Below are 22,437 nucleotides of genomic sequence, written 5' to 3' on the forward strand. Positions count from 1 at the left end.
AAAAATCCGTATAATGAAAACATATTAAAAAATGTAACTAAAGTGATAACGAGGCTTGTTTGAAAATTAAAAAATATAAACTCTTTTCTATTCTCTGCTTAGCCCTAATTATCGCTGGCTGTAAGGTTGAAGACCCCTATGATACAGGCGAAACACAAGCCCAAAAGAGCGATGCACAACTGCGCGATGATTATTTAAAAAAAACGTTTAATGGTGTAATCACAATAACCGATCAGCAAGCTAATAGTGTGGCTGGCATCATGGTTGAGTTTGCAGGACAGCAGTATCAAACAAATGCCAGTGGGCAAATTAATTACTCAGGTATTACAACAGGTAACCATCGGTTAATGATCGCTGATGAAAGTTACTTCCCTGCTGTCGCTACAGTCAAAATTACTGCTGATAACGCTCAGCAACAGCTGACCCTAACAGCTAAGAGTAGTAACTCGGTTAGCCTGCTATTTGCTGGCGATACTATGTTTGCACGACGCTTTTTAGATCCCTCTTTGGCAACTATGACGGCTGCGATCCCTGATGTCGCAGGGGCACTTATTCGTCCAGCAACAGCCAGTGAAAATGCTCAAGCATTAACACATTTTGTCGCACCATTTTTTCAAGCTGCTGATTTTTCATCAGTAAACTTAGAGACACCGATAACAAGTAGTCCTGAAGCAGCACATCCAACAAAAGAGTTTAGCTTTTTTTCATTACCTGAGACGCTAGATGGGATCAAAGCCATTGGTATTGATTACGTCGCACTAGGAAATAATCATGTGTATGACTTTTTAGAAGATGGCCTCAATGATACTTTGCTTGAAGTAGATAGCGCTGGCCTTGCTCACAGTGGCGCAGGGAAAAACATAGCCAGTGCTTACCAAGCAAAGTTCATGGATGTGGGAACACTCACGTTAGGACTTTTTTCAGCGACCTCCATTACAGGTAAAGAACATGCAATTACCTATGTTACCGATGCCACAAAAGGCGGTGCCGCAGATTTAACAGAAACAGAATTAGTCTCCAACTATCTTAATGATGCAGTGCAAAATAGTGATTATGTAATTGCCCAAATGCATGGTGGTGATGAATACACTTATCAACCCAGCGGTTACATTAAAGGCAGGTTTAATTCTTTATCCAAACAACAAACCAATTTATTAGTTGCTCATCATCCGCATATTGCCCAAGGCTTTGCAGTTTTTAATGGCGTACCTGCCATTTTAGGCTTAGGCAATTTTGTGTTTGACCAAGACCGCTTAGAAACGCTGCTTGGTGTTGCGGTGTTAGTAAATGTAGACAAAGATGCATCTCCTATGACGAAGCGCGCTTTTGCTTACCCTATTTATGTTGAAGGGTATCAGCCTAAATTTACCAATGGTTTTTTGAGTGATTATTTATTACGACGTCTGGCTGAGTTTTCTGATAATAACATTACCTTGATCCCACGAGATGGTTATGCCGATGTATTTTTCACCGCAGATCAAGCGACTGTTTCTCAGCACACGGAAACAGTTACAGTTACCCCAAATCAAAGCATTCTAGACTTACGCAACTTTGCTCCATCAACAAAAGCATTTTTATCTAAACTTGAAATCATTGACGGATCGCCAAGTGATGTCACTTTAGGGCGCGATTTAATGATTTTCGGTGACTTTGAAGATTGGGATAACGATGATGAACAACTAGAAGTTGCTCGTTGGGATCACACCGGCGACAGCGTAACGCCTTGCTTAAGTGGTGCTCGTTCAGGCGCGCAAGGCTTATGCTCTGCTCGCACCCAGTTTGATAACACGCCATCGCTGCTCCCATTTAGACAAACCATTCGTGCAATGGAATTACCTAATGATGATGGCTCAATTGATGTCTTCAAGGAGTTTAGTTTGTTTGGTTACAGTAAAGCTGAAAACGCCGGAAAACTAGACGCAAAAATAGTTTATACCACCGCTGAGGATGGCCTTGAATTTTCTACTCAATTGGTCGATATTGAACCGGCTGGTAACCATGACTGGCAAGCCTTAAACTATGACTTTTCACTGCCTTCTGACGACTTAACACTTGGCCCAGAACAGTTACCACCGCGCGGTATTAAAGTTACCTTGCGTCACTTTGCGCCAAATAGTGGCGAAGCAAGCTTGGCGTTGGATGATATGGCAATGATTTCATGGCAACAAAAAGTAAACTTCACTGATACGATGTGGCGCACGGATAAAATCCATGGATTTGACTTTTTACGTTTAAATGCAACGTCTTCTGTTACGTTTAAACTAACGTATAGCACCTTTAATTAATCTCTATTCTATTTTGGATCTAATCGTGGCTTTTAAACAACAGTTTTTTTTACTTAAACGCCAGCGTTCTTTTTGGCTTACTATTTGCCTGTTTATCATTGTGGTGATCTCAAATTCATTATCACTGTTTAATTCATCAAATGCCTTTTTCTATAGCCGTTTAGCAAATCTTACACAAAGCCAGCAAAGCAATGTTGTGATCATTGAAAGTGAGCATTTAAGTCGCGAACATAATGAACTAGTACAACAACTATTAAGCTATCAACCAAAAGCAGTATTGGTTTTTGCTAATGAACAACTAACAGTAAATAAAACCTTGACGGACATGGCACAAAACACTGTTTTTTACCCACACCCTAAAAATGACTACTGCCTACCACATATAAACGATTGGTCTGGCTACAATGTTGAATTAGCCGCTATGGCTGACAGCTCATGTCTGGCAATTTGGCCGACACTGTTTAACGACCTTGATAGTAGCAAAAGTGTATTGCTTAACTTCGCTTTAGCCCCTTCTGCACTGCCAAAGTTTTCAGCTGAACGGCTGATGACAATGGACATTATGGCCAGCCAGTTACAAAACAAAATCATTATTCTCGGTCAACATAATGCTGGTTTAGGGGTAAAACTTAATGCGCCTAAATTAACCCAGACATCAAACTATTTATTACTTACTGCTTATATTGCCGATACACTTGATAAGCAAAGCAGCATATCGCTACTGACACTATGGCAAAGCACCCTACTGCTGCTTAGTATTTCTTTACTACTGCTGTTCGCTTTTCAAAAATTATCAATTAGTTACAGTATCGTAATTGCAGTGCTAACAAGTATATGTTGGTTTGGCTTAGGGTATTTTATTTTAGTGTTTCAGCATTTATTTTTACCCGTTGGCCAGATGACCATTTTTACCTTTATTACACTAGTGTGGGTAATATTGGTTAGAAAACTCAACGAAGACAGGGAGCTCACTAGCCTAATTGGGAATATTCAACAGAAAATGGCTGGGCGCTATTTACCAAAGTCATTTATTTCTCAAAGCTCGCCTTGGGATGCGATTATTCGCTTGGTAACTCAACAACTTGCTTTGAATAAATCGATATTTTTAGCGCGTAAAGAAGGCGATCACCGACTAACCGAAATAAGAGCCGTCAATTGCCACCTTAGTGATATTAAAGAAATGCGCCGCGATTATAAGCGCGCGCCATATTCAGATGCTTTAAAAGAATTTGGTGTTGTGCCAATTTTGCGCCCATTTTTTAATGAGCTAAGTGACGGTGAGCTGCAATATATCGTGCCATTGATCTATGCCGGTGATGTGCGTGGTTTTTGGGCAATGACAGTAATGCCTGATGCACAATTTAACAAACAAGCATTTGAGCGCAATGTAAATGCCTTTGCCGGACAAGTGGGTGAATTACTGTTCCATTATCGAATTATTGAATCACAAAATAATGCTAATGATAGCGCCCTATCTCAACTACTCACTTTGAAATTACAAGAACCGCTCAGCCAGCAAGTGAAAACGTCGATAGCGGAAATGGAACAAAAGCTAACGACCTTAGAGCATGTGTTTAATAATGTTCGCTCTGCGACTGTATTATTTAATTTATTTGGTCAAGTGGTGCAAATAAACAAATCGTTAGAAAAACTAGCTGCGCAGCATCAATTCTCTATTTTTGATATGACAGCATTGGATTTGCTCTGCTTAGTTACTGATTTAGATACTGAAACCGCGAAAGGTAAATTACGCTTTATCACCTTACAAAAAGGCGATATTTATCTTCAAGCTAAGCTTGATGAAAATACCTATATACTCAATGTTCGAGCAATGGATGCAAGTCATCTACAAAATGCATCTGGCGAGCCATTTCAGGTTTCAGGTATTTTATTTGAGTTTATTGATATTGCGTTTTTTATTGAGCAAATGCCCAACAGCAAACAACTGTGTGATTCATTATGCAAACAACAGCAATTTTACGCTCAAAACTTGATGGAGCCATCAACTAGTGGGTGATTTTATTTTACAATTGTTTCCAGCAGGTGGTGGCTTAGGTCAATCGGTGATCACCACTGTATGGATAGGCATTACTGTTGTTTGTTTGTTAAATTTACGATTTGGTTTTCCGCTTACTGGGCTTGTTGTGCCTGGTTATTTAGTGCCACTACTTATTGTTAGCCCAACCTCAGCCGCCGTTATCTTAATTGAAGCGGTAGTAGTGTATGGCTTAATGCTCTTTAGCGCTAAGTACGTAATGCAAAGATTTGGCTACGCCGAGATGTTTGGTCGTGACCGCTTTTTTGCCATTATCTTGATCAGTATTTTAGTGCGTGTAGTCATGGATACTTTGTTTTGGCCATTGATTGCTAACGTGCTCAGCGGTTGGGATATAACCTTTGATTATTCATCACAGCTTTATTCCCTGGGGTTAGTTATTATCGCCCTCACTGCCAACGTGATGTGGAATGGTGGCTTTAAGTACGGCATGAAAGTTACCATTGTTCAGCTACTAATTACTTTCTTATTAGTTCGTTTTGCACTCATGCCAATGACTAACTTTAGCATCGCCAATTTAGCAATTATGTATGAAGCGGTTGCCGCATCAATTATAGCGGCACCAAAAGCCTATATTATTTTGGTGATCACTGCGTTTATTGCGTCGCGTGCCAATATTAAATATGGCTGGGAATTTAATGGCATTATGCTACCCGCATTATTGGCGCTGCAGCTTATGCAGCCAACTAAATTGCTCACATCCTTTGCAGAAACAGCCATTATACTGATCATTGGTGCTTCGCTATTAAACTTTACGCGGTTACGTAATGCCAATATTGAAGGTGCAAGATTATTGCTATTTTTCTTCAATATCGGTTTTATCTATAAGTTATTTTTAAATTATTTTGTGGTGCACTACTACCCTGAAATAAAAGTTACCGATACCTTTGCTTTTGGTTATATGCTGTCTACGCTTTTAGCATTAAAAATATATCAAAAAAGCGCACTAGGCTTAGTGATCCGAGCCACCTTTCAAACTTCAATCCTAGGCGGTGCGTTAGCCATTGTGATCGGCTTTATTATCATGTTTATCCCTTCTTTATTTGTTACAACTGACATTAAAGAATTGCAAAGCACAAACAAAGTCAGCGCTCTTGGTCAACAGATCAGTGAATATAAAAGCTACCTTTATACGAGCAATAAAGGACAACTAGACATCAGCAGTTATCAAGCTAGTCAGGACAAAAATAACTTTAAACAAGCGATTTATGAAATTAATAAAGCCCCTAATTCAATAGAAAACTTACTGCTGAATAAACAGCGCTTAGCTAAACTTGATTTTCAATTGCAATTTGATGATAGTTATATTTACATTCGCGATGCTAGAAAAACCTCGCAACGCGGGTTATTTGTTATTTCTCGAAAACCAAGCGCAGATTTCATAGTCACGGTACCATTTCCCACTTCAGAAAGTTTAGCGAGCGACTCTGCGGGGCTTATATTTTCACACTTTGACAGTCGTGCCTTAGTATTTGGTACCAGTGCTACACCAACGACGGAATTAACTCATAATAATAAACAAAGTCCTTATTATTTAGCATTTATTGAAGCGCTGGGGCTTGAGCAACTATTTCAAGTACGGGAAGTTAACAATCGCACAAATCGTTTGTTAATCAAAACCCCTGTCGGCGCAACAAGTCAGTATTGGATTTACAATCAGTTACCAAGCTCACTCAGCCAACGTTTGATCCAACAGCTATTAGGACATCAAGAGACTTTTTTTGGTCAAGCAACCAATAGCTCTTTACCTGCAGCAAATTTTAATGGCCAGCTGTTTGAAGTGTTTTTAAATAGTGATAACTACACTACGTTATTAGCTAACATATCTCGTGATGAAAGTAATAACGAGGACAACGCAATTAGCTATGCAACGCAGAGCCTGAATGAAGTGATTGAGCTATTTGCTGACAACATTACCGCTAAAGGCAGTGGCGCTTATAAACCATTAACGGCAAATCAAGCCGCCTTGTGGGAATTTGAAATATTACACCCTCTATACCGTTTAAAAACTAAGCTGACGGATCAAGATGTAGATGAGAATATAATCAATCAACTAAATCAAATTAATGCCACAGCCAGACTAATGGGCTATCAGCTAACATTACTCAATAACGCGCAAGGTCGCTTTTTACTTATCGCCCCTTTCGTTGATGGGGCTGCAATAGCCTATGGTCAAGGTTTCTATGTCATCAATCTGACATCAAGTACCCAACTTAATATTGAAGTACCGCGACCATTATTTGAAAGTAATACCTTAAAGTTTGCCACTGAACTATTTGTAAATAGCCGGGCAGAGCATTTACTGATCGCCGGTGCCCATCCTTATGCGCATCCACAAGCGAATGTATTATTACCCAATAACGTTGATTCATTATTTAATGTGGTTCATCAAAGCTATTTACGGTTTGCACAAAATAATGCCATTTTAAACTTACAAATTCGTAGTCACAGTGCACCATCATGGATCAGACCCACCGCCCTGGCTTTTGAATATACGCAATCAAATAACGCCCACCAGCATCTTTTACAAACACTTAATCACAGTTTGCAAGATTTGGCTGTTGATTACCAAGCTGTGCAAGGCCAAACCGCGACAAGAGGTTTAGAGCTTGGTACGTCGCCGCAATCTGGCTATCAAATATTTGCTCCCCACAGCGAACTAGCAACCCTGTGGCTTGCATCTGATTTTAAACAGCAATTTTCTGTTAACCAGCAAAGTCTTTTACAACGCTTGCTCGCGATTTCAGCGCAACCAACAATTAAAGTAATGAATATAACCACATTATCGCCTGCCAATTGGCAAGCTGTAAGTTCACAGCAGCAAAGTCATTTTTTAAAAACGATTGAGCATTATGCCAGCACGCAACGCTTGACGGCACTGGCACAACTATGTAAACCATTCGCTAACTGTGAATTACAAACAATTGAATTTGAAGGCCGCCAAGAGTATGCCCTCGCGATCAGACAAAAAGGTAAGCTGTTGGCAATTTTTAATCCGATAACAAACCGTCTCACTGACCAAAACCGTTTTAACACTATGATGATTGAGGGATCGTATGCAATTTATTAAACGACTCTTAAAAATACTCATATTGCTCCTAATACTTACTGGGCTTAGTTTTGCGCTGTTTAGTTTTTATCTGTGGATACAGTCAGCTGAACCTATAACTAGCCGTTCGGATGAAGAGACACGCTCTAACGTTCAATGGCTAAGCACTGAAAAACCATTGATTTTTTCGTTTTCTAGCACTAGAACACACTCGATCCGAGTATTATCAAATGCGATATTTTCTGAACCACAGGATTTAGATAAACCGATAAACTATGCCATTGAATACGCATTCTTAAATGAAAAAAAACAAGTAATTAGTAGTCATGTCTATCACCATGCGTCAAAACTAACACCTCCCGACAATGAGCAACAAATAAAGCAAATTATTGAAAATCGGCAAGCTTTACAGGTCTCATCTGGGCAATCTTTTTATATCAGCCCAGAACAATTAAAGAACGTTACCAGCGTATCATTAAAGTTAATTAGCGAAGATAGCCAAGTTATGGGAGTTGTAGTGCGAGTCCATGCTAAAACACATAACGATAATGATGATAAATACAGCTCGTGGCTCAAGTTACCATTAGAGCGAAGAGAGCGAAGCAGCGCATATCACAGTATTGGGGTTAATGCGTTATCAACCACAGAAATAAACAATGCAGTTACCTATTCATGGCTAAAACTTGCTCCACAAGGTATTCCTGGGATCGACTTTAAAGCCGACATTTTATATGAAACGCTGCCCTACAATGTTGTTACTTATGACTTTGCGCAGCAACAACTTAATTTAAATGACTATTACACCGATGCGACACTGTGTGCGAGCATTGAACTAAAACAGCCAGATTCGCTTATTTTCAGTCTGGACAAATCAGCTGAAATCAATTTAACTTGGTATGATTTAAGTCAGTTTATTGCACCACATACTGTGCTTTATCGCGCAAATACAGCGCAGCCACTGAGCTTTATTACCGAGCCATTAGATATTGGTTTAGTAACTATATGCAGCACCGAGCCACTGTTAAGTAATTGGTCTTTTAGCTCACTACAACCGTTAACGACCGCACAAGATGGTTACTATCAAATAAGTAACTTATTAAATGCTCGCTTCACACTTGAAGGAAGTAGCGATATTAACATCGATCTCAGATCATCTAGTCGAGGTCATGCTACTGTGATTGTTTATGATCAAAATAATCAGCCAATTGATACCTTTACTATTTCTTATGACGATGAATTATCTGAATTTGATCGAGTTATTCTAGATTCCACACAACGAGAAAAAATCCCTAAAGCAAATAGCTTTTATTTACGTCTTAACGAACGTGCAGCGGCATTGGTAATTACAACTGAGCAACCGACTCTTGTACGTGTCAAATCACGTAATAGCCAGTTTAACTATCAACGTACGGTATGCCATACGCAATGTATTGAAGATCCAAACTTTCATGATATTGCCGCTTGGTATGAGCAACAAGCTGATAACCATTACGACTTTACTGAACAAGATAGTTACGTCAATATCCGAGTTTTCCAAGAGCCACCAGAGATCCTAATTAAAGACAGTTTCTATCAATCAAGAGAGCTGTTTAAACAATTACCGATCTCTAATGTCGCATTGGTCAATAGCCCAACAAAATATTTTACCCCAGTTACTGAGCCCAGCCCTTATAACTTTGCACCATTGCAAAATAAGCATCTGCTGCAAGCGGCGACTAATGCGCCAAGTACAGATCCAGGCAGTGTGGTTTATCAACTAAACAACAAAACAGCCAGAGAAGTAAATTTAGTAGACACTGACTTTGAACAACTGGCAAGTATTGAAAAAAATGCCCAACACATTTATCAAAACTGGCAAGGGCAACGCCCGTGGCTCAAACAACGGTTGTATAAACTTACGGCAAATACGCCACTAAAATTAGCATATCCAACGCAACGCCCTTACAGTGTGGTATTAAAAGCGTACAGCCATTATGCTGAGCAGAGCATTATCCTCGATATTGCTCAACGTGCTAAATACCAAAGTGGCTTAACCCATGATTATAGTATTGCAAACAAGCGCTATGGACTTCAGCCGAGCCGCTTAAGTGATGCCTTTTTGATCCATCCAAAAGACAGTCAACTATTTGCTTACCCGGCAATTACTCAACAGCTCAATGCTGATGTTCGTGCGCTCAACAGTTTAACCATTACAAGCAATAAAACCGTCTGGATCGCAGTATTAGAAGAGTACGCTAACGAAGAAGTAAAAATAAGGTGGTGGAATGATGATGCAAGCTAAACGGTTACTTGCGATAATATTACTGTTATTAACTAGCGCAAGTTACGCTAGTTCGTCATCACAAAATGGTGCCTATGCGGTTACAAAAGCCCAACTAGCGCAATGGCTGAGCACGCAAACAAACTTGGCGCAAGGCAACGAACTAACATCAGCGTTAACTTTAGTAACGAAAGATGAACACGTTATAGCAGGAGAAATAAAATACCAGTCGAGTGGCAGTCAGTGTATTGCCTATGCTCCGCACCGCTATTTTGACAAACACAGCTACCCTATTGCGATGGCTCTATTTACTGAATGCCAGGTTTTCTTAGCCAATACCATACATCGCAATACACTTGCAGCTGATGGACAAAAAAGTGATCTAGGTAAATACCACTACAGTGTTACCAATGCGTTTATTCAAAGCTACGCCAACACAGTCGATCAGTTCGTTATTTATCAGATACACGGCTTTGATCCAAAAAAACGACACACTAAAAAAGCACGCAATAGTGATGTAATAATCAGTCATGGTGCCAAGCCAGCTACAGCTAAATTACAGCAAATAAGCCAGTGTTTAACTGACAAATTACAACTTGCCAGTTATGTATATCCGTTAGAAGTTACAGAGCTTGGCGGCACAAAAAATATTTTAAATAAAATTCTGCCAAGCAATGGCGAATTTTTCCATATTGAATTAAGTGATATATTACGCGCGCAACTTGTTCAACAGCCTACTTTGATGAGTCAATTTAAAATATGCATTACGCTATAACTGCTATTATTTTCAGCCTATTGCTTACTTTGAGCCCACACGGCTTAGCCAGTAATGACAATATTTTGAGTTCGCCTATGTGGCTAAATGTGACACCTAACGTGCATTTAGATAAATCTCAGCAAGCGATGTATTTTGAAGCTAAACAAAGTCGTTATCTTTGGCTGGCAAAAGGTCAATGGCTGGAGCTGGATAGTACAACATTTAATTCGTTTATTTACAGCTCGGGTACCAGTCACCTTGCCCAGCAGAGACTCAATGTGAGTCGCGATTTTATCTGTGAACAAGCCAAGTGTCAGTTACCGATTGCATCATATAACCGCATTTTAAAAATCACCAATCACCTTGATGAAGGTGTAACCTTAACGGCAATGGTCGGTGAAACAAACCGTCACCGTGATAGCTTCCGTCGCGCCGTAAAGCTACCACGAGCGGTAACTCGTTTACAATATGGTCAAAATATTGAGCATTATTATCACTTTAAAGCGGGCGAAAAAGTAAAACTGTACTTTCAACACGCTAAAAAATTAAAACTAACTGTGCGCAAAGATTTACTAAATAAAGATATTAACGGCAAAGTCTATACCTATGTAAATGAGCAACCGATCAGTGTGCTCGGTGTTATTGCCAGTCGCGCCAGCGAGTATAGTGACCAACACATTGGTTTGGCCAATACCGATTACTTAGCAATAGATAAAGGTGAATACCTAACTATACGTAGTGAAACAGACGCTTATATTAAACTTGAGCAAAATCACAGAGCAATTTTTGATGATCAAGCAATGGATAAGCAACAAGAACGTTTGTTTCAACCATATTGGGTTAATAATTTAGACAACACGCTGCGTACTATCTACTCTCAACACGACTTATCACAGCTAAACAATTCACCTTATCAAAGTGGTGAATTACTTTCGCAACGTCGTTATCAAGATTTACTTAGCACAATTTCATCTCGCGATTTTCTTGTTCCGAAGTCGCAGGATAAAGCGTACTTTAATAGTCAATTTAAGCAGTTTGATAGCTTTAGCGGACTGCGGATGGTTGATGATACTGGCTACCCTGTACTATCAGAGCACTATGCGCAAATACATCAATTAGGCCAGCAACAGCATCAATTTTCTCTAAACAATAAACAGCGCGTGAGAACGACGATAACACTGCATGCGCGCAGCATTGTCGATAGCCAATTGTTAGTTCGCAGTGGTAACTTAAAATGGCATTTAACCTTGCTAAAAAGCGAAAATTTTGCCGCTTTTGAGTTAAACGTGCCTTTAACAACAACTCAATTAAGCATTCAGAATCTTCAGCAACAGCGCCAACCAATTGAATACGTAATGCAAAGTGATCAATTACTAGATTTACCAAATAATGAATTGCTCTATGCACAAGCAGGTACGCTAAAAGAAAAAAGTAATCTTATTCATAACTTATTGGCCCAGCAAATTAGCCAAATCGGTGATGAGTTTACTGCCGCACTGCTCCCTTATAAACCACTGAAAACAAAAACTGCGGCAATAACTTCCACTGATACTATGCATTGGCAACATCAACTCGGTGAAGCTGAGTATTTAATGGCAGAGCATCCACTTCAGGCACTGCAATTAATTAAAAAATTAGTCAACGTGCCCAATACAGATATTGCAATTAAAGCGTGGCAATTGCGCCTCACTATTTTGATGGCGCAAGGGCGCGACGCTTTAGCCAAAAGCTACCTTGAAGGGCTCTACAAAAGCAGCCAAGAAGTGGCTATCAAATCCTATGCTGGCAATCAGTTGATACAACAATATCAAGCATTAGAGCAAGACTATAAACTGCAAGGTTTATGTGCCAATGCTTTAGATTTATTAGCGCCATGTAGGAACATTTTGATTGCGCTTGCAATCAAACAACAAAAAAACTTACTCGCATTGTGGTTAAGTCATGACTTACCTAATCAAGCGGCATTGCAAACAAGCTTTGCAAAATTAAATTGGCGCGATTACAGCGAAGCAGATATTCAACAGCCCAGCTACGAACTTGATTACCCAGGCACGCAAACGCTTGCCAGCCCAACGGGGTTAATACAAGCACTGGTGGTTAATAAAAGCCAAGCGGTAACATTCAAAGCGCAAAGCCAACCACTCACAATTGCCCTAAGAGCGCGCAGTACCAGTGTTCAAAATGGTCAATATAAAATGAGCTGGTTGTTTGCACAACAGACATCGCAATCATCAAAATCAGCGCAACACACTGTACTGCCAATTTTTTCTGATATTAACTCGCAAACCCTATTACGCAATGATGCTCAACCGCTGTCGATCTCCAGTGACGCGTTGATCACATTACAAGCTGGTGAGTCAGTTCGCTTATATAGTGATCAACAAACATTTATTTCCTATAAAATACTCTCGCAGCCATTGACGACGACGTATAATTATCAAAATATGGCAACCCGCTATTTTTGGCAAACACCATTTATGGCGTTGCTATATGACACCGATATCAACATGCAGACGTTATTGAATAATACCTTATTTAAGTTAGCGGATAAAACGCTAACCACCAATGAGTACACGCAAGTTTTAGCGAAAGTAAATGCCCTGAGCTTACCTCCACAACTCGCGCAGTTATTTTCACGTATACAAAGTTATGGCCAGTGGGTTCCTCTACAAGACTATACTGACTTTGCTGGCACGCAACTCATTGCTGTGGATTCTCAAGATGAGAGTAGCTATAGCGACCAATTACTGCGTACCAGTAGCCAAGGCGGTTTTACGCAAGGATTAGTCTTACGCCCACATCATGATTTACATATTGACTTGAGCCAAACCCGCTCAGAACAAATTCGTTTAAACTTTCATTTTTCGGTCGCAGAGTTATCTGCAGCGGCTGACTTATCCCAAGGGAATGTCGCGAACGTTGCAATAAAATTAGCCACATCGGAAAAAGTTTGGTCAATACAGCCTGATAAACCAACTGCATTTGGTTTTAATAAAACTGAGCTAACCGATAATGTGCTCTCGTTGCAATGGCTTAATCCTTATTTATCACAAATGATGACAATCAGCGCACAAGAGTACCGTAATGGTCGCTGGTATGACTTACCGCTTAGCAATAACTTGTTATTTTACACTGTTCTGCCAGAGCGGCATTTAATCGCACAATTACCAGCCGATCGCTTAGTTAAGCTCGAGCAAATGCTCCCAAGCAGTATTGTTGGTGAATTTGAACAACGCCTTGAACGCAGCTTTTTCCACCCAGCAGGTAAAATAGAAGTCAGCACCGACAGCATCAAGCACGTTCGCTTATATACTTGGCAATTGAGTGAAAGCAATCATAAAATATCTAATTTTGAAGCCGAGCAAAACAGCTTCGCAAACACCGTAATTTACCAACTGCCCGTTGCTCAGCGTGCCCTGCAAACTGAGGTCGCACAGTTTCATCCAGACGACTTAAGCTGGCAAGCATTTATTAATTATGACCGCCGAGGTATTTTTGAATCTAGCGAAAACGTCCCTATTCGTCATAGTATGGATGTTGGCGCTAGGTTTCGATTAAGTGACGATGAGAATTGGTATCGTCTTGATCTTACTTACTCTTTGAGCGAACAAGATAGCGAACTATTTTCGATTGATGGCTATCATTCTTGGCAAGATCATGACAGTCCTTGGTACGTCGACAGCGCCTTGCAAACCACATGGCAACCAAGTCAAGCAGACACTGACAGCCAATATGCATTTAATACCTATGTGCAGATTGGTCAGATCTGGCGCATTGATGAAAGTCATCGTCATCAATGGCAAATAAGTCCATTCTACAGCTACAGCAGTGCTAATATTGAAGACTTTTTATTTGATCCTAAACTCAATTCAGACATTTATAATTTTTATCGCGAAGATCACCCGCATGGTTGGCGAGGCGAATATCAATATCGCTATCAACCGTGGGTTGATAGTTACTTTAATTTTCTCGCCGGCAGCACGTCCAATGCCGATTGGACAAGCCTAGATATTTTGCGTTTTGGCGCATCTTGGCATCAATATTATCAAGGGCAAATCTTCCAAGCCGGATTAACCAGTTACTATAAGTTTGCTGATAAACATCGCCCTAATAGCACATGGCAATACATCACCAGTGTAGGTTGGCGAAAACAGCTGCCATTAGGTAACTTTTCACAAGGGTGGATCAAAGTACGTTGGGACCAAAATTGGTTTAGAAATGACCATAACATCAGTCTCGAGTTTTCGACTGGCAATATAGCTGACACCGGTTTTGGTGTTTTCTCTCACGACGAAATTATTTTTGAGTCACTGCAACTCAATCACTTTTTAGAGCAGAATTAATATGGCAAACACCAAGAAAGTTACTCCCTCTAGCGAATTAAAAGATCGCTTAGAACATCTATTGTTTGCTGATATTGCTAATTTTTGGCTGGACCTTTATCGCCAAAAATACCGTCAACTTGTTGATGAACTAGCGCAGTGGGAATTGCTGCAAAATATGCCCGATGGCGAAGATCAGGATATTTGGCTATTGCGCCAAGCAATTGCTTTTCTACGTCATCGCGTAGAACATAAACAGCAAAGTTTACAAAAGTTGGATGCCGGTTATCTGCTTTTTATTGAAAGACTCAGTCATGCAGAAATCAGCGCCGAACGTGAATTCCATATTTTAGATTACGCTCAGCAACTAGGCGCCACGTCTGAACAATTACGCCAAGATAAACTTGCCTTTAATCGTTGGTTTGACGAAGGTGCTGTGATCAACCGTTACCAAGATATAGTCGCTGATATTGAACAAACTCTTAAATTTTTAATTGGAAAGCTTGGCGACTTAAGTAATCGCTATTTAAAAAAATCTTCAAACGATATAGCAAAAGCGTGGCAAACTCTGGACTTAGAGAGCTTCTTTTTACAATTATTAACCAAGACCGATAATGAACATGTAAGAAATGCGCTATACCGTGCCTTAGCGAATCAAGTACAACTGATGCATAACTATGATGGCGATCCAGAGCTAAGTGCAAATTTAATTGAAACCTTAGTATTAGCATTAGAAGAGGTGAATACACCGCATTTAGCCCGTTTGGATATATTAGAAATTTTGATCCATCAACGGCCAACCTACATTCGTGCATTTATGCAGCAGCTGATCCAACAAACTGATCAGTGCCAACTTAATGCTGAAGAACGGTTATTTATTTTAGCTGCGTTACCAAAAATTTTAACCAGCCAGAACACATTGAGCCACTTATGTGAAAACCTGTTAATGCAGTTAGCCGAACACAGTTATCCACGAGTAAGGCAAAGTGTTATAGAGCAAGCTGGTAATTTTTCTGTCAGTTTTTTACAAAATTTATTAACCGAACGATTAAAAATAGAAACCGTTGATGCCGTGCGCTTTACGTTAGTTAAACAACTAAGTAGCCCTCGTATAGATACCGACAACTTTGCATTCAAACTCTGGTGGCAACTATTAAGTGGTAATGAAAGCTTTGCCATTAAACGTTTAACGTTAGAGCTCACTGCTCGTATGATGCTCAATCAACAATTAGAGACAAACCAACCAAATAGCGTTTTCACAACTTATATCAATTGTTTAAATGAACGATTGCAGAGCGAGCCGGTGCTGGCTATTCGCCGTTTTATCAGCCGTACCAGAGAGCAATTAGTTGCATTTGAGCATCAAAATTTAATGGCTGAGTTAGAGCAAGTATTACCAAACTCTGCAACCCTATCTCAGCTCGATAAAGAATTAGATGAAGAGTTACTTGGTCGCTTACTCAGTCGTAAAGCTCAGCAAAGCGAAGGCTACAATGTTAGTAAAAATAAATTAACATGGCAGATCCGCAGTGGTTATCGTTATGCGTTTAGGTTGTGGCGTTTTATACATGAATGGCGCAACCCAAGCACAGACAAACGCCAAAGCTTTAATCATAGCAAAGCCCGAAAACCATCTGCCTTTATGCATGTGCCTAGTTGCTCTGTAGCGGAGATAAGCACTACCAATGTTCCTGGCGAACCGTTATTTGATACTGATGAATACTCAGCGCGGCCACATTTACCGTTACCTGATTTCTTACTCTCGGTACTGAGCCAAGACAATTTAAAACAGCCAGCAAAGACCTATACGCCAGATGGTATTTTATTAATTACCCCGCCAAAGTCATTATTTCAGCGAATTAGCAGTTATATTTGGCTAAGTATTAATATTGATAGTTTAGATACGCAACGTAAAGGTAACGAAATAGAGCAAAACAATTACCTGACAGCACTCAATAAGCATGGTTTTAGTTTTGAATTTAAAGCCTATGGTGAACAACTCGGTTGTACGTTTGATGTAGAGCCAAATATTAGTAAGCTTTATAATAAGCTAAGTTTTTCTCCACTACTGGTAAATATTTGGCTGAATTTTAAAGAGTATCTTTACTCAATCTATCAAAACAGTATTGGTCAGCTTATCTTTTTTGTAGTTGGTTTTATGGTTTATTTTTGGGGACGTCATATTCGCATAAGCCGACGTATAAAAACCGACCGTCAAGCAATTCCAGTCTGTATTGGTGGTTGGGGCACCCGAGGTAAATCTGGCACTGAACGCTTAAAAGCCGCGCTGTTCAGCAGTCTTGCGTTAAAAGTAATAACGAAAACAACGGGCTGCGAAGCAACCCTTATTTATGCTCGCTCCAATGGTGAACAATTTGAAGTGCCTTTATTCCGCCCATTTGATAAAGCCAGTATTTGGGAACAAAGTGATGTTTTACATTTTGCTAAAAATGTCAAAGCAGATGTCTTTTTATGGGAGTGCATGGGCTTAACACCTCGCTACGTCAAAATACTCAGGCAGTGGATGCAAGATAACTTTTCAACTATTACCAATGCCTATCCTGATCATGAAGATATATTAGGACCAACAGGTATTGATGTGGCTAAAGAAATGGCAAACTTTATCGCCCCCAAAAGTCAGGTTTTTACTAGCGAACAAACCATGTTCCCTATTTTAGATAAAGACGCTACACAAAAAAGCAGTACCTTAATTCAGGCACATTGGGGCGATGGTTATCAAATCACACCCGACATTAGAGCACTTTACCCATATGAAGAGCACCCGGATAATATTGCTTTAGTATGTAAGATGGCAGCCTACATTGGCCTGGAAAAAGACTTTGTATTTAAAGAAACAGCACAGCGTATAGTACCTGACATTGGTGTTTTACAACACTTTAGCCCTGTACCTTTTACACATTTTAGCATGTCATTCGTTAATAGTATGTCAGCCAATGAACGCTTAGCGACCATAGAGAACTGGCGACGCTTAGATTTATTTGGCCTAAGCAAGGATCCAAGTAAACAAACCATCGCCTTGATTAACAACCGAAATGACCGTGTAGCACGTTCAAAAGTGTTTGCCCAGATGCTCGTCGAAGATTTACCGTTTGATAAAATGGTTGTCATTGGTACCAATGTTGATGGCTTTTATAGCTATTACTTGCACGCTTTTGCTGAGCGCTTTGAACGAATAATTAGTAATAATGATTTACAGGAATTAGAATTGTTGTGCTCTCAGCTACACTGCATTAAAGAAGCAGATACAGTTGCCGAAATAATGAATAAAGCACTTGAAGGTAGCTACCAGGCAAAAGAATTTACCGCCTTGAATAATGCAGAGCAATTTACTGATTGGCTCAATGGACAGGCACAAACATTAAGTGAACAGCAGCGGATAAGTTTGCAAGATGTTTTTAATCACTATTTAAGCTATCAACAGATGCGGCCTTTGTTGAGTGATTTAAAAAAGAATCAACATAATTTACAAACAATATTATTGGAATTAGTCAAAAGTAAATGCATATTAATTACTAACTCCAAGGTCACCCCCGATCAATTAACGATCATGCTAACGGCACTTGCGAGGCCTCACTGTCACCAAGTCATCATTGGTATGCAAAACATTAAAGGAGCTGGCTTAGGCTATGTTTATGGCTGGCAACAATGGCAAAAGATTTACGATAGCATAAGTATGCTTTTAGATAACAATTGCTCAGCTGAACAGTTTAAAAAAACCTTAACGCGCTTATCACTGATCAGTACATTTAGTCAGCTTGAGCATGCTTATTTAAGCAGTGCGTTATTAGAGATAAAAAAAATGCATCATGCGCAAAATGAATACAGCCAAGCAGAGCTTGTGCATATTAATGAACGTTTGAATAAACATCAGCAACAGCTAGACAATAAAACCGACAGCCAGCAACAAGGCCCATTAAAAAGATTTGCCAGACAAGTGGCTGAATCATTTTTAGATGCTGGGGCTGCTGTTAAACGCAAAAAAATTGCCAACCAAGTTTATAAAGATATCGCAACCCAGCGTATTACTCTTGAAAAAGCTATTACGGTCTTAGGAAAGCTAAATCGCAATCAAAAGCCCGGCTGGTTAACATTTTCAAATAAAGATAATAGCTAAGTTAATCATACCGTAAAAACCTACAAAGCCTTAATTACTAATTAAGGCATACCGACCTAAACAAATGTATTAACTTAATTTTCAGCTAAAATTTTAGTTATAAAATAAGTAAAATATTTTCAAAGTAATTACATTCAGCAAGTCACTGTTTGCAAATGAATTATTTAAAAAAGACAAATAAAGTAGTGAATTATTGCGAAAACGCTCATGTTCAACATTTGACCGAACCCAATATTTATAGCAAAATAGTACCATGAATTGTTAATTAAAATGTTAACAAAAACAAAATGAATTACTTGGTAGGAAAAGTACTATGAAAAACTCATTGTTTAAGCTTGCAACATTACCTTTATTGATCGCTTCAGGCTTTGCAGCAGCATCAACGAACCTAGTAGCAAATGGTTCTTTTGAAAACACTGCAACAATTTCTGGAACATGGGGATTATTAAATCAAGTCTCAGGTTGGCAACGTTCAAACAATGCTAAGTTTGAAATCCAAACCAATAAGCTTGGCCTTATCAAACCTCAAGATGGCAGCCAGTATTTAGAGTTAGATTCGACAGCTAATTATAGCGTTTCGCAAACATTGAATACTGATGTTGATCATAACTATGAAGTAAGCTTTTATTATTCAGCACGTGTAAGTGGTGATGCAAATACTAATAAAGCAGAAGTATATTGGGATGGTGAGTTACTCGATACGTTAAATTCAACCACCAAAGACTGGCAAAAGTTTACGTACACTGTAAAAGCAAGTTCAGCAGCAACCGAACTTAAATTTATCGGCGCAGGTAAATCTGATTCATTAGGTGCGTTTATTGATGATGTTAAAGTAACTAGCCAATGTGCATCTGGCTTATACGGTATTAATAACTTCGGTACGAATGAAGAAGGATTTGTTTACTTTTTCAATACTGACACAAACACATACTCTAAAGTAACGGGTTTAAGTAACACGGCATCAAATATTGCATCACATAATGGTGTTTTATATTTCATGGAGCAATTAGATAGCTCGACTAAAATCTCGCAAATTTTATCACTTGACCTTGCTACGAATGAGCAGGCATTGGTTACATCTGCAACTTCGTACCCGATTTACCGCTCTGCAATGAACGCTGATGGCACAACATTACGTACCACAAGCAAAACATACATGTACGATTTTGACCTAGCTACAGGTGATAAAACAGTACTTGGTAAATTAACTTTCCCTGGTGATTCGTTCGCTGATGGTGATATTGCTTATTCAGCTGATAATAATGTTCTTTACGTTCTTACCGGTAAAGCACTTTATACTATTGACCAAGGTTCAATGGAGTTGTCTTTAATTGGTGAGCATGGTGTTGATCAAGCATCTGGTATCGCAATTGCTGCAGATGGCACAATTTATGTTTCAGGACGTGTAAAAGGCGAGAACGCTAAAATTTACCGATTAGATCAAAATACTGCGGCGGCAACATTCATTATGGATGGCCCTTCACATGTTAATGATTTAACGTTTGTTGATAGTAACTACTGTAACTAATTTACACTGTTAATAAGTCTTTATTTAAAGGCCGAGTAATTTATTACTCGGCTTTTAGTATTTGTTACACAATGCTACCTTATTTACCCGCTATACAAAAAATGAGCAAGTGTCATTTCATTACGCTTATTACCGCAAAGCCCCTTAGTGCCTTACGCTGACGCTTTAAAGCCATCAGTAATCTAACTATCGCAAGCACTTCCCCTGCACTGCCCGTGTATGTATACTTAGGCGCAATTGTAGCTAGGATAAGGGTGTGACTCTTACCCACTAAGCAATCTTAGTGAGCAAACCATTACCTTAGCTGCATTAAAAATAATATTCATGGCCACCCGTTCTATTTGTGTTGAAAGCACATGAACGACCAAAGCAAAAAATATAAGGCCGCAATAATTAACGTTGAGTTAGGAAGTAAATATGAGTTCATTACCTAAAGCAGGTGATTTTTTAGGGCATCCTAAAGGATTATTTCTGTTGTTCGGCACAGAAATGTGGGAGCGATTTGGTTATTACGGCATGCGTGCCATTTTAGTACTTTATCTTGTTGCTATTGTCCAAGACGGTGGTTTTGGTTGGAGTAATGCAGACGCACTAAGCCTTTATGGTACGTTCACAATGGCGGTTTATATCACTCCATTATTTGGTGGTTGGTTAGCTGATAACGTACTTGGTCAACGAAAAGCTATTATCATAGGCGGTCTACTAATGGCTGCTGGCCATTTTACTATGGGTATCCCCCACGATATGTTAGCCGGCCAACAAGAAAACGTATTTTATATCGGTCTTGCTTTATTATGTATGGGTAACGGTTTATTTAAACCTAACATCTCAACTATGGTTGGCGACTTGTATAAAGAGGGTGATCAACGTCGTGATGGCGCCTTCACAATCTTCTATATGGGTATCAACTTAGGTGGTGCGCTTGGTCCACTTGTTGCGGGTTTCGCAGCTGCATCTATGGGTTGGCAATATGGCTTCATTGTAGCAGGTGTTGGTATGCTTGTATCTGTGGCGATGCAAGTGGTTTTAAGTAATAAATACTTAGGTGATATTGGTGTTGTTCCTGCAGCTAAATTAGCGCAATCACAATCAACTTCAGATACCAAAGAGCCGCTAACTAAAGTAGAAACTGACCGTATCAAAGTTATTTTCACTATGAGTGTATTTAGTATCATATTTTGGATGGGTTTTGAGCAAGCCGGTGGCTTGATGAATTTATTCGCAAATGATTACACAGACCGTATGTTGTTCAACTTTGAAATTCCAGCCTCTTGGTTTCAATCATTAAACTCTATTTTCATTATCATTTGTGCTCCTATCGTTGCCATCGTTTGGCTAAAACTTGATAAACGTGAACCTAATTCACCCGTTAAGTTTGCCATTGCGTTGATATTTTTAGCGCTTGGTTTCATCACTATGATTTTAGCACTTATGACTCAAGGTCACGGTGAGCCATTACAGATCAGCATGATGTGGTTAGTGTTATTTTACTTATTCCATACTCTGGGTGAATTATGTTTATCACCTATCGGCTTATCAATGGTGAGTAAACTAGCACCACTGCGTTTAGCATCAATGCTAATGGGTATTTGGTTCCTATGTACTGCGGTTGCAAATAAGATTGCAGGTTTCGTTGGTTCATTCTTAGGTGAAGGCGAAGAAGCGCTTGATAACGCATTAGGCATTTTTATTGGTTTAGGTGCCACTGCTGTTCTCTCTGCTGTGATCATGTACTTACTAAGCGATAAGCTTGTTAAGTGGATGCACGGTGCTGAAGGTCAACACGAGCCACAAACACAAGAACACATTTTAGCTGAAGAGCTTGAAGTAGTTGCTGAAAAACCGTAACTCTGTGTTTATTATCTCCCCACAAGCTATGACGCTTGTGGGGATTTTTGTTGCTCTATTTATATCACCATGATTAATACCAATCTGCCAAATTATGTGATCTAATTAGCACACTGATACTTATCTACTTTTACTAAATTGAACTTAGAAAAATCCAAGCAACTTTTAGCTTTATCACGTAAAGAGCCTAATGCGAG

Annotated in this window: 9 protein-coding genes; all 9 read left to right on the forward strand. The window is 39.5% G+C overall.

Annotated elements, in window-relative coordinates:
* Positions 1–59 precede the first annotated feature (59 nt).
* The 9 genes from H5200_RS07220 to H5200_RS07260 all read left to right on the forward strand — a co-directional run bounded on the left by H5200_RS07220 (position 60) and on the right by H5200_RS07260 (position 22,240).
* Positions 60–2,285 (forward strand): CapA family protein, encoded by a 2,226-nt coding sequence (locus tag H5200_RS07220; RefSeq protein ID WP_220493209.1) that lies wholly within the window; start codon positions 60–62, stop codon positions 2,283–2,285.
* A 25-nt stretch (positions 2,286–2,310) separates the two neighbouring features.
* Positions 2,311–4,302, forward strand: a complete 1,992-nt coding sequence (locus H5200_RS07225) for a hypothetical protein (protein WP_182717069.1) — start codon at positions 2,311–2,313, stop codon at positions 4,300–4,302.
* Complete coding sequence (locus H5200_RS07230; RefSeq protein WP_182761227.1) at positions 4,295–7,411, forward strand: poly-gamma-glutamate biosynthesis protein PgsC/CapC; 3,117 nt, start codon at positions 4,295–4,297, stop codon at positions 7,409–7,411. The genes H5200_RS07225 and H5200_RS07230 overlap by 8 nt, the downstream gene beginning before the upstream one ends.
* Positions 7,398–9,671 carry a hypothetical protein gene (locus H5200_RS07235; protein WP_182761228.1) on the forward strand — a complete coding sequence of 758 codons (2,274 nt, stop codon included), beginning with the start codon at positions 7,398–7,400 and terminating at the stop codon, positions 9,669–9,671. The genes H5200_RS07230 and H5200_RS07235 overlap by 14 nt, the downstream gene beginning before the upstream one ends.
* Positions 9,655–10,425 carry a hypothetical protein gene (locus tag H5200_RS07240; RefSeq protein WP_145237330.1) on the forward strand — a complete coding sequence of 257 codons (771 nt, stop codon included), beginning with the start codon at positions 9,655–9,657 and terminating at the stop codon, positions 10,423–10,425. Before H5200_RS07235 ends, H5200_RS07240 begins: the two co-directional genes overlap by 17 nt.
* Before the next feature lie 77 nt (positions 10,426–10,502).
* Positions 10,503–14,750 (forward strand): hypothetical protein, encoded by a 4,248-nt coding sequence (locus H5200_RS07245; RefSeq protein ID WP_182761229.1) that lies wholly within the window; start codon positions 10,503–10,505, stop codon positions 14,748–14,750.
* Between the two features lies 1 nt (position 14,751).
* Entirely contained in the window at positions 14,752–18,864 is a 4,113-nt protein-coding gene (locus H5200_RS07250; protein ID WP_182739376.1) for a poly-gamma-glutamate synthase PgsB, read from the forward strand.
* 313 nt (positions 18,865–19,177) lie between these two features.
* Positions 19,178–20,392, forward strand: a complete 1,215-nt coding sequence (locus H5200_RS07255; RefSeq protein ID WP_182717063.1) for a hemolysin-type calcium-binding protein — start codon at positions 19,178–19,180, stop codon at positions 20,390–20,392.
* A 417-nt stretch (positions 20,393–20,809) separates the two neighbouring features.
* Complete coding sequence (locus H5200_RS07260) at positions 20,810–22,240, forward strand: peptide MFS transporter (protein WP_149980828.1); 1,431 nt, start codon at positions 20,810–20,812, stop codon at positions 22,238–22,240.
* The last annotated feature ends 197 nt before the right edge of the window (positions 22,241–22,437 follow it).

Origin of the sequence: Pseudoalteromonas sp. SG43-7 (assembly GCF_014164295.1) — a bacterium.
GTDB lineage: Bacteria > Pseudomonadota > Gammaproteobacteria > Enterobacterales > Alteromonadaceae > Pseudoalteromonas > Pseudoalteromonas rhizosphaerae.

What these genes read in the sequence shown, in the direction of transcription:
- H5200_RS07260 (WP_149980828.1), top strand. Translation starts at nt 20,810, where the DNA reads ATGAGTTCATTACCTAAAGCAGGTGATTTTTTAGGGCATCCTAAAGGA.
- H5200_RS07250 (WP_182739376.1), top strand. Translation starts at nt 14,752, where the DNA reads ATGGCAAACACCAAGAAAGTTACTCCCTCTAGCGAATTAAAAGATCGC.
- H5200_RS07235 (WP_182761228.1), top strand. Translation starts at nt 7,398, where the DNA reads ATGCAATTTATTAAACGACTCTTAAAAATACTCATATTGCTCCTAATA.
- H5200_RS07245 (WP_182761229.1), top strand. Translation starts at nt 10,503, where the DNA reads ATGTGGCTAAATGTGACACCTAACGTGCATTTAGATAAATCTCAGCAA.
- H5200_RS07255 (WP_182717063.1), top strand. Translation starts at nt 19,178, where the DNA reads ATGAAAAACTCATTGTTTAAGCTTGCAACATTACCTTTATTGATCGCT.
- H5200_RS07240 (WP_145237330.1), top strand. Translation starts at nt 9,655, where the DNA reads ATGATGATGCAAGCTAAACGGTTACTTGCGATAATATTACTGTTATTA.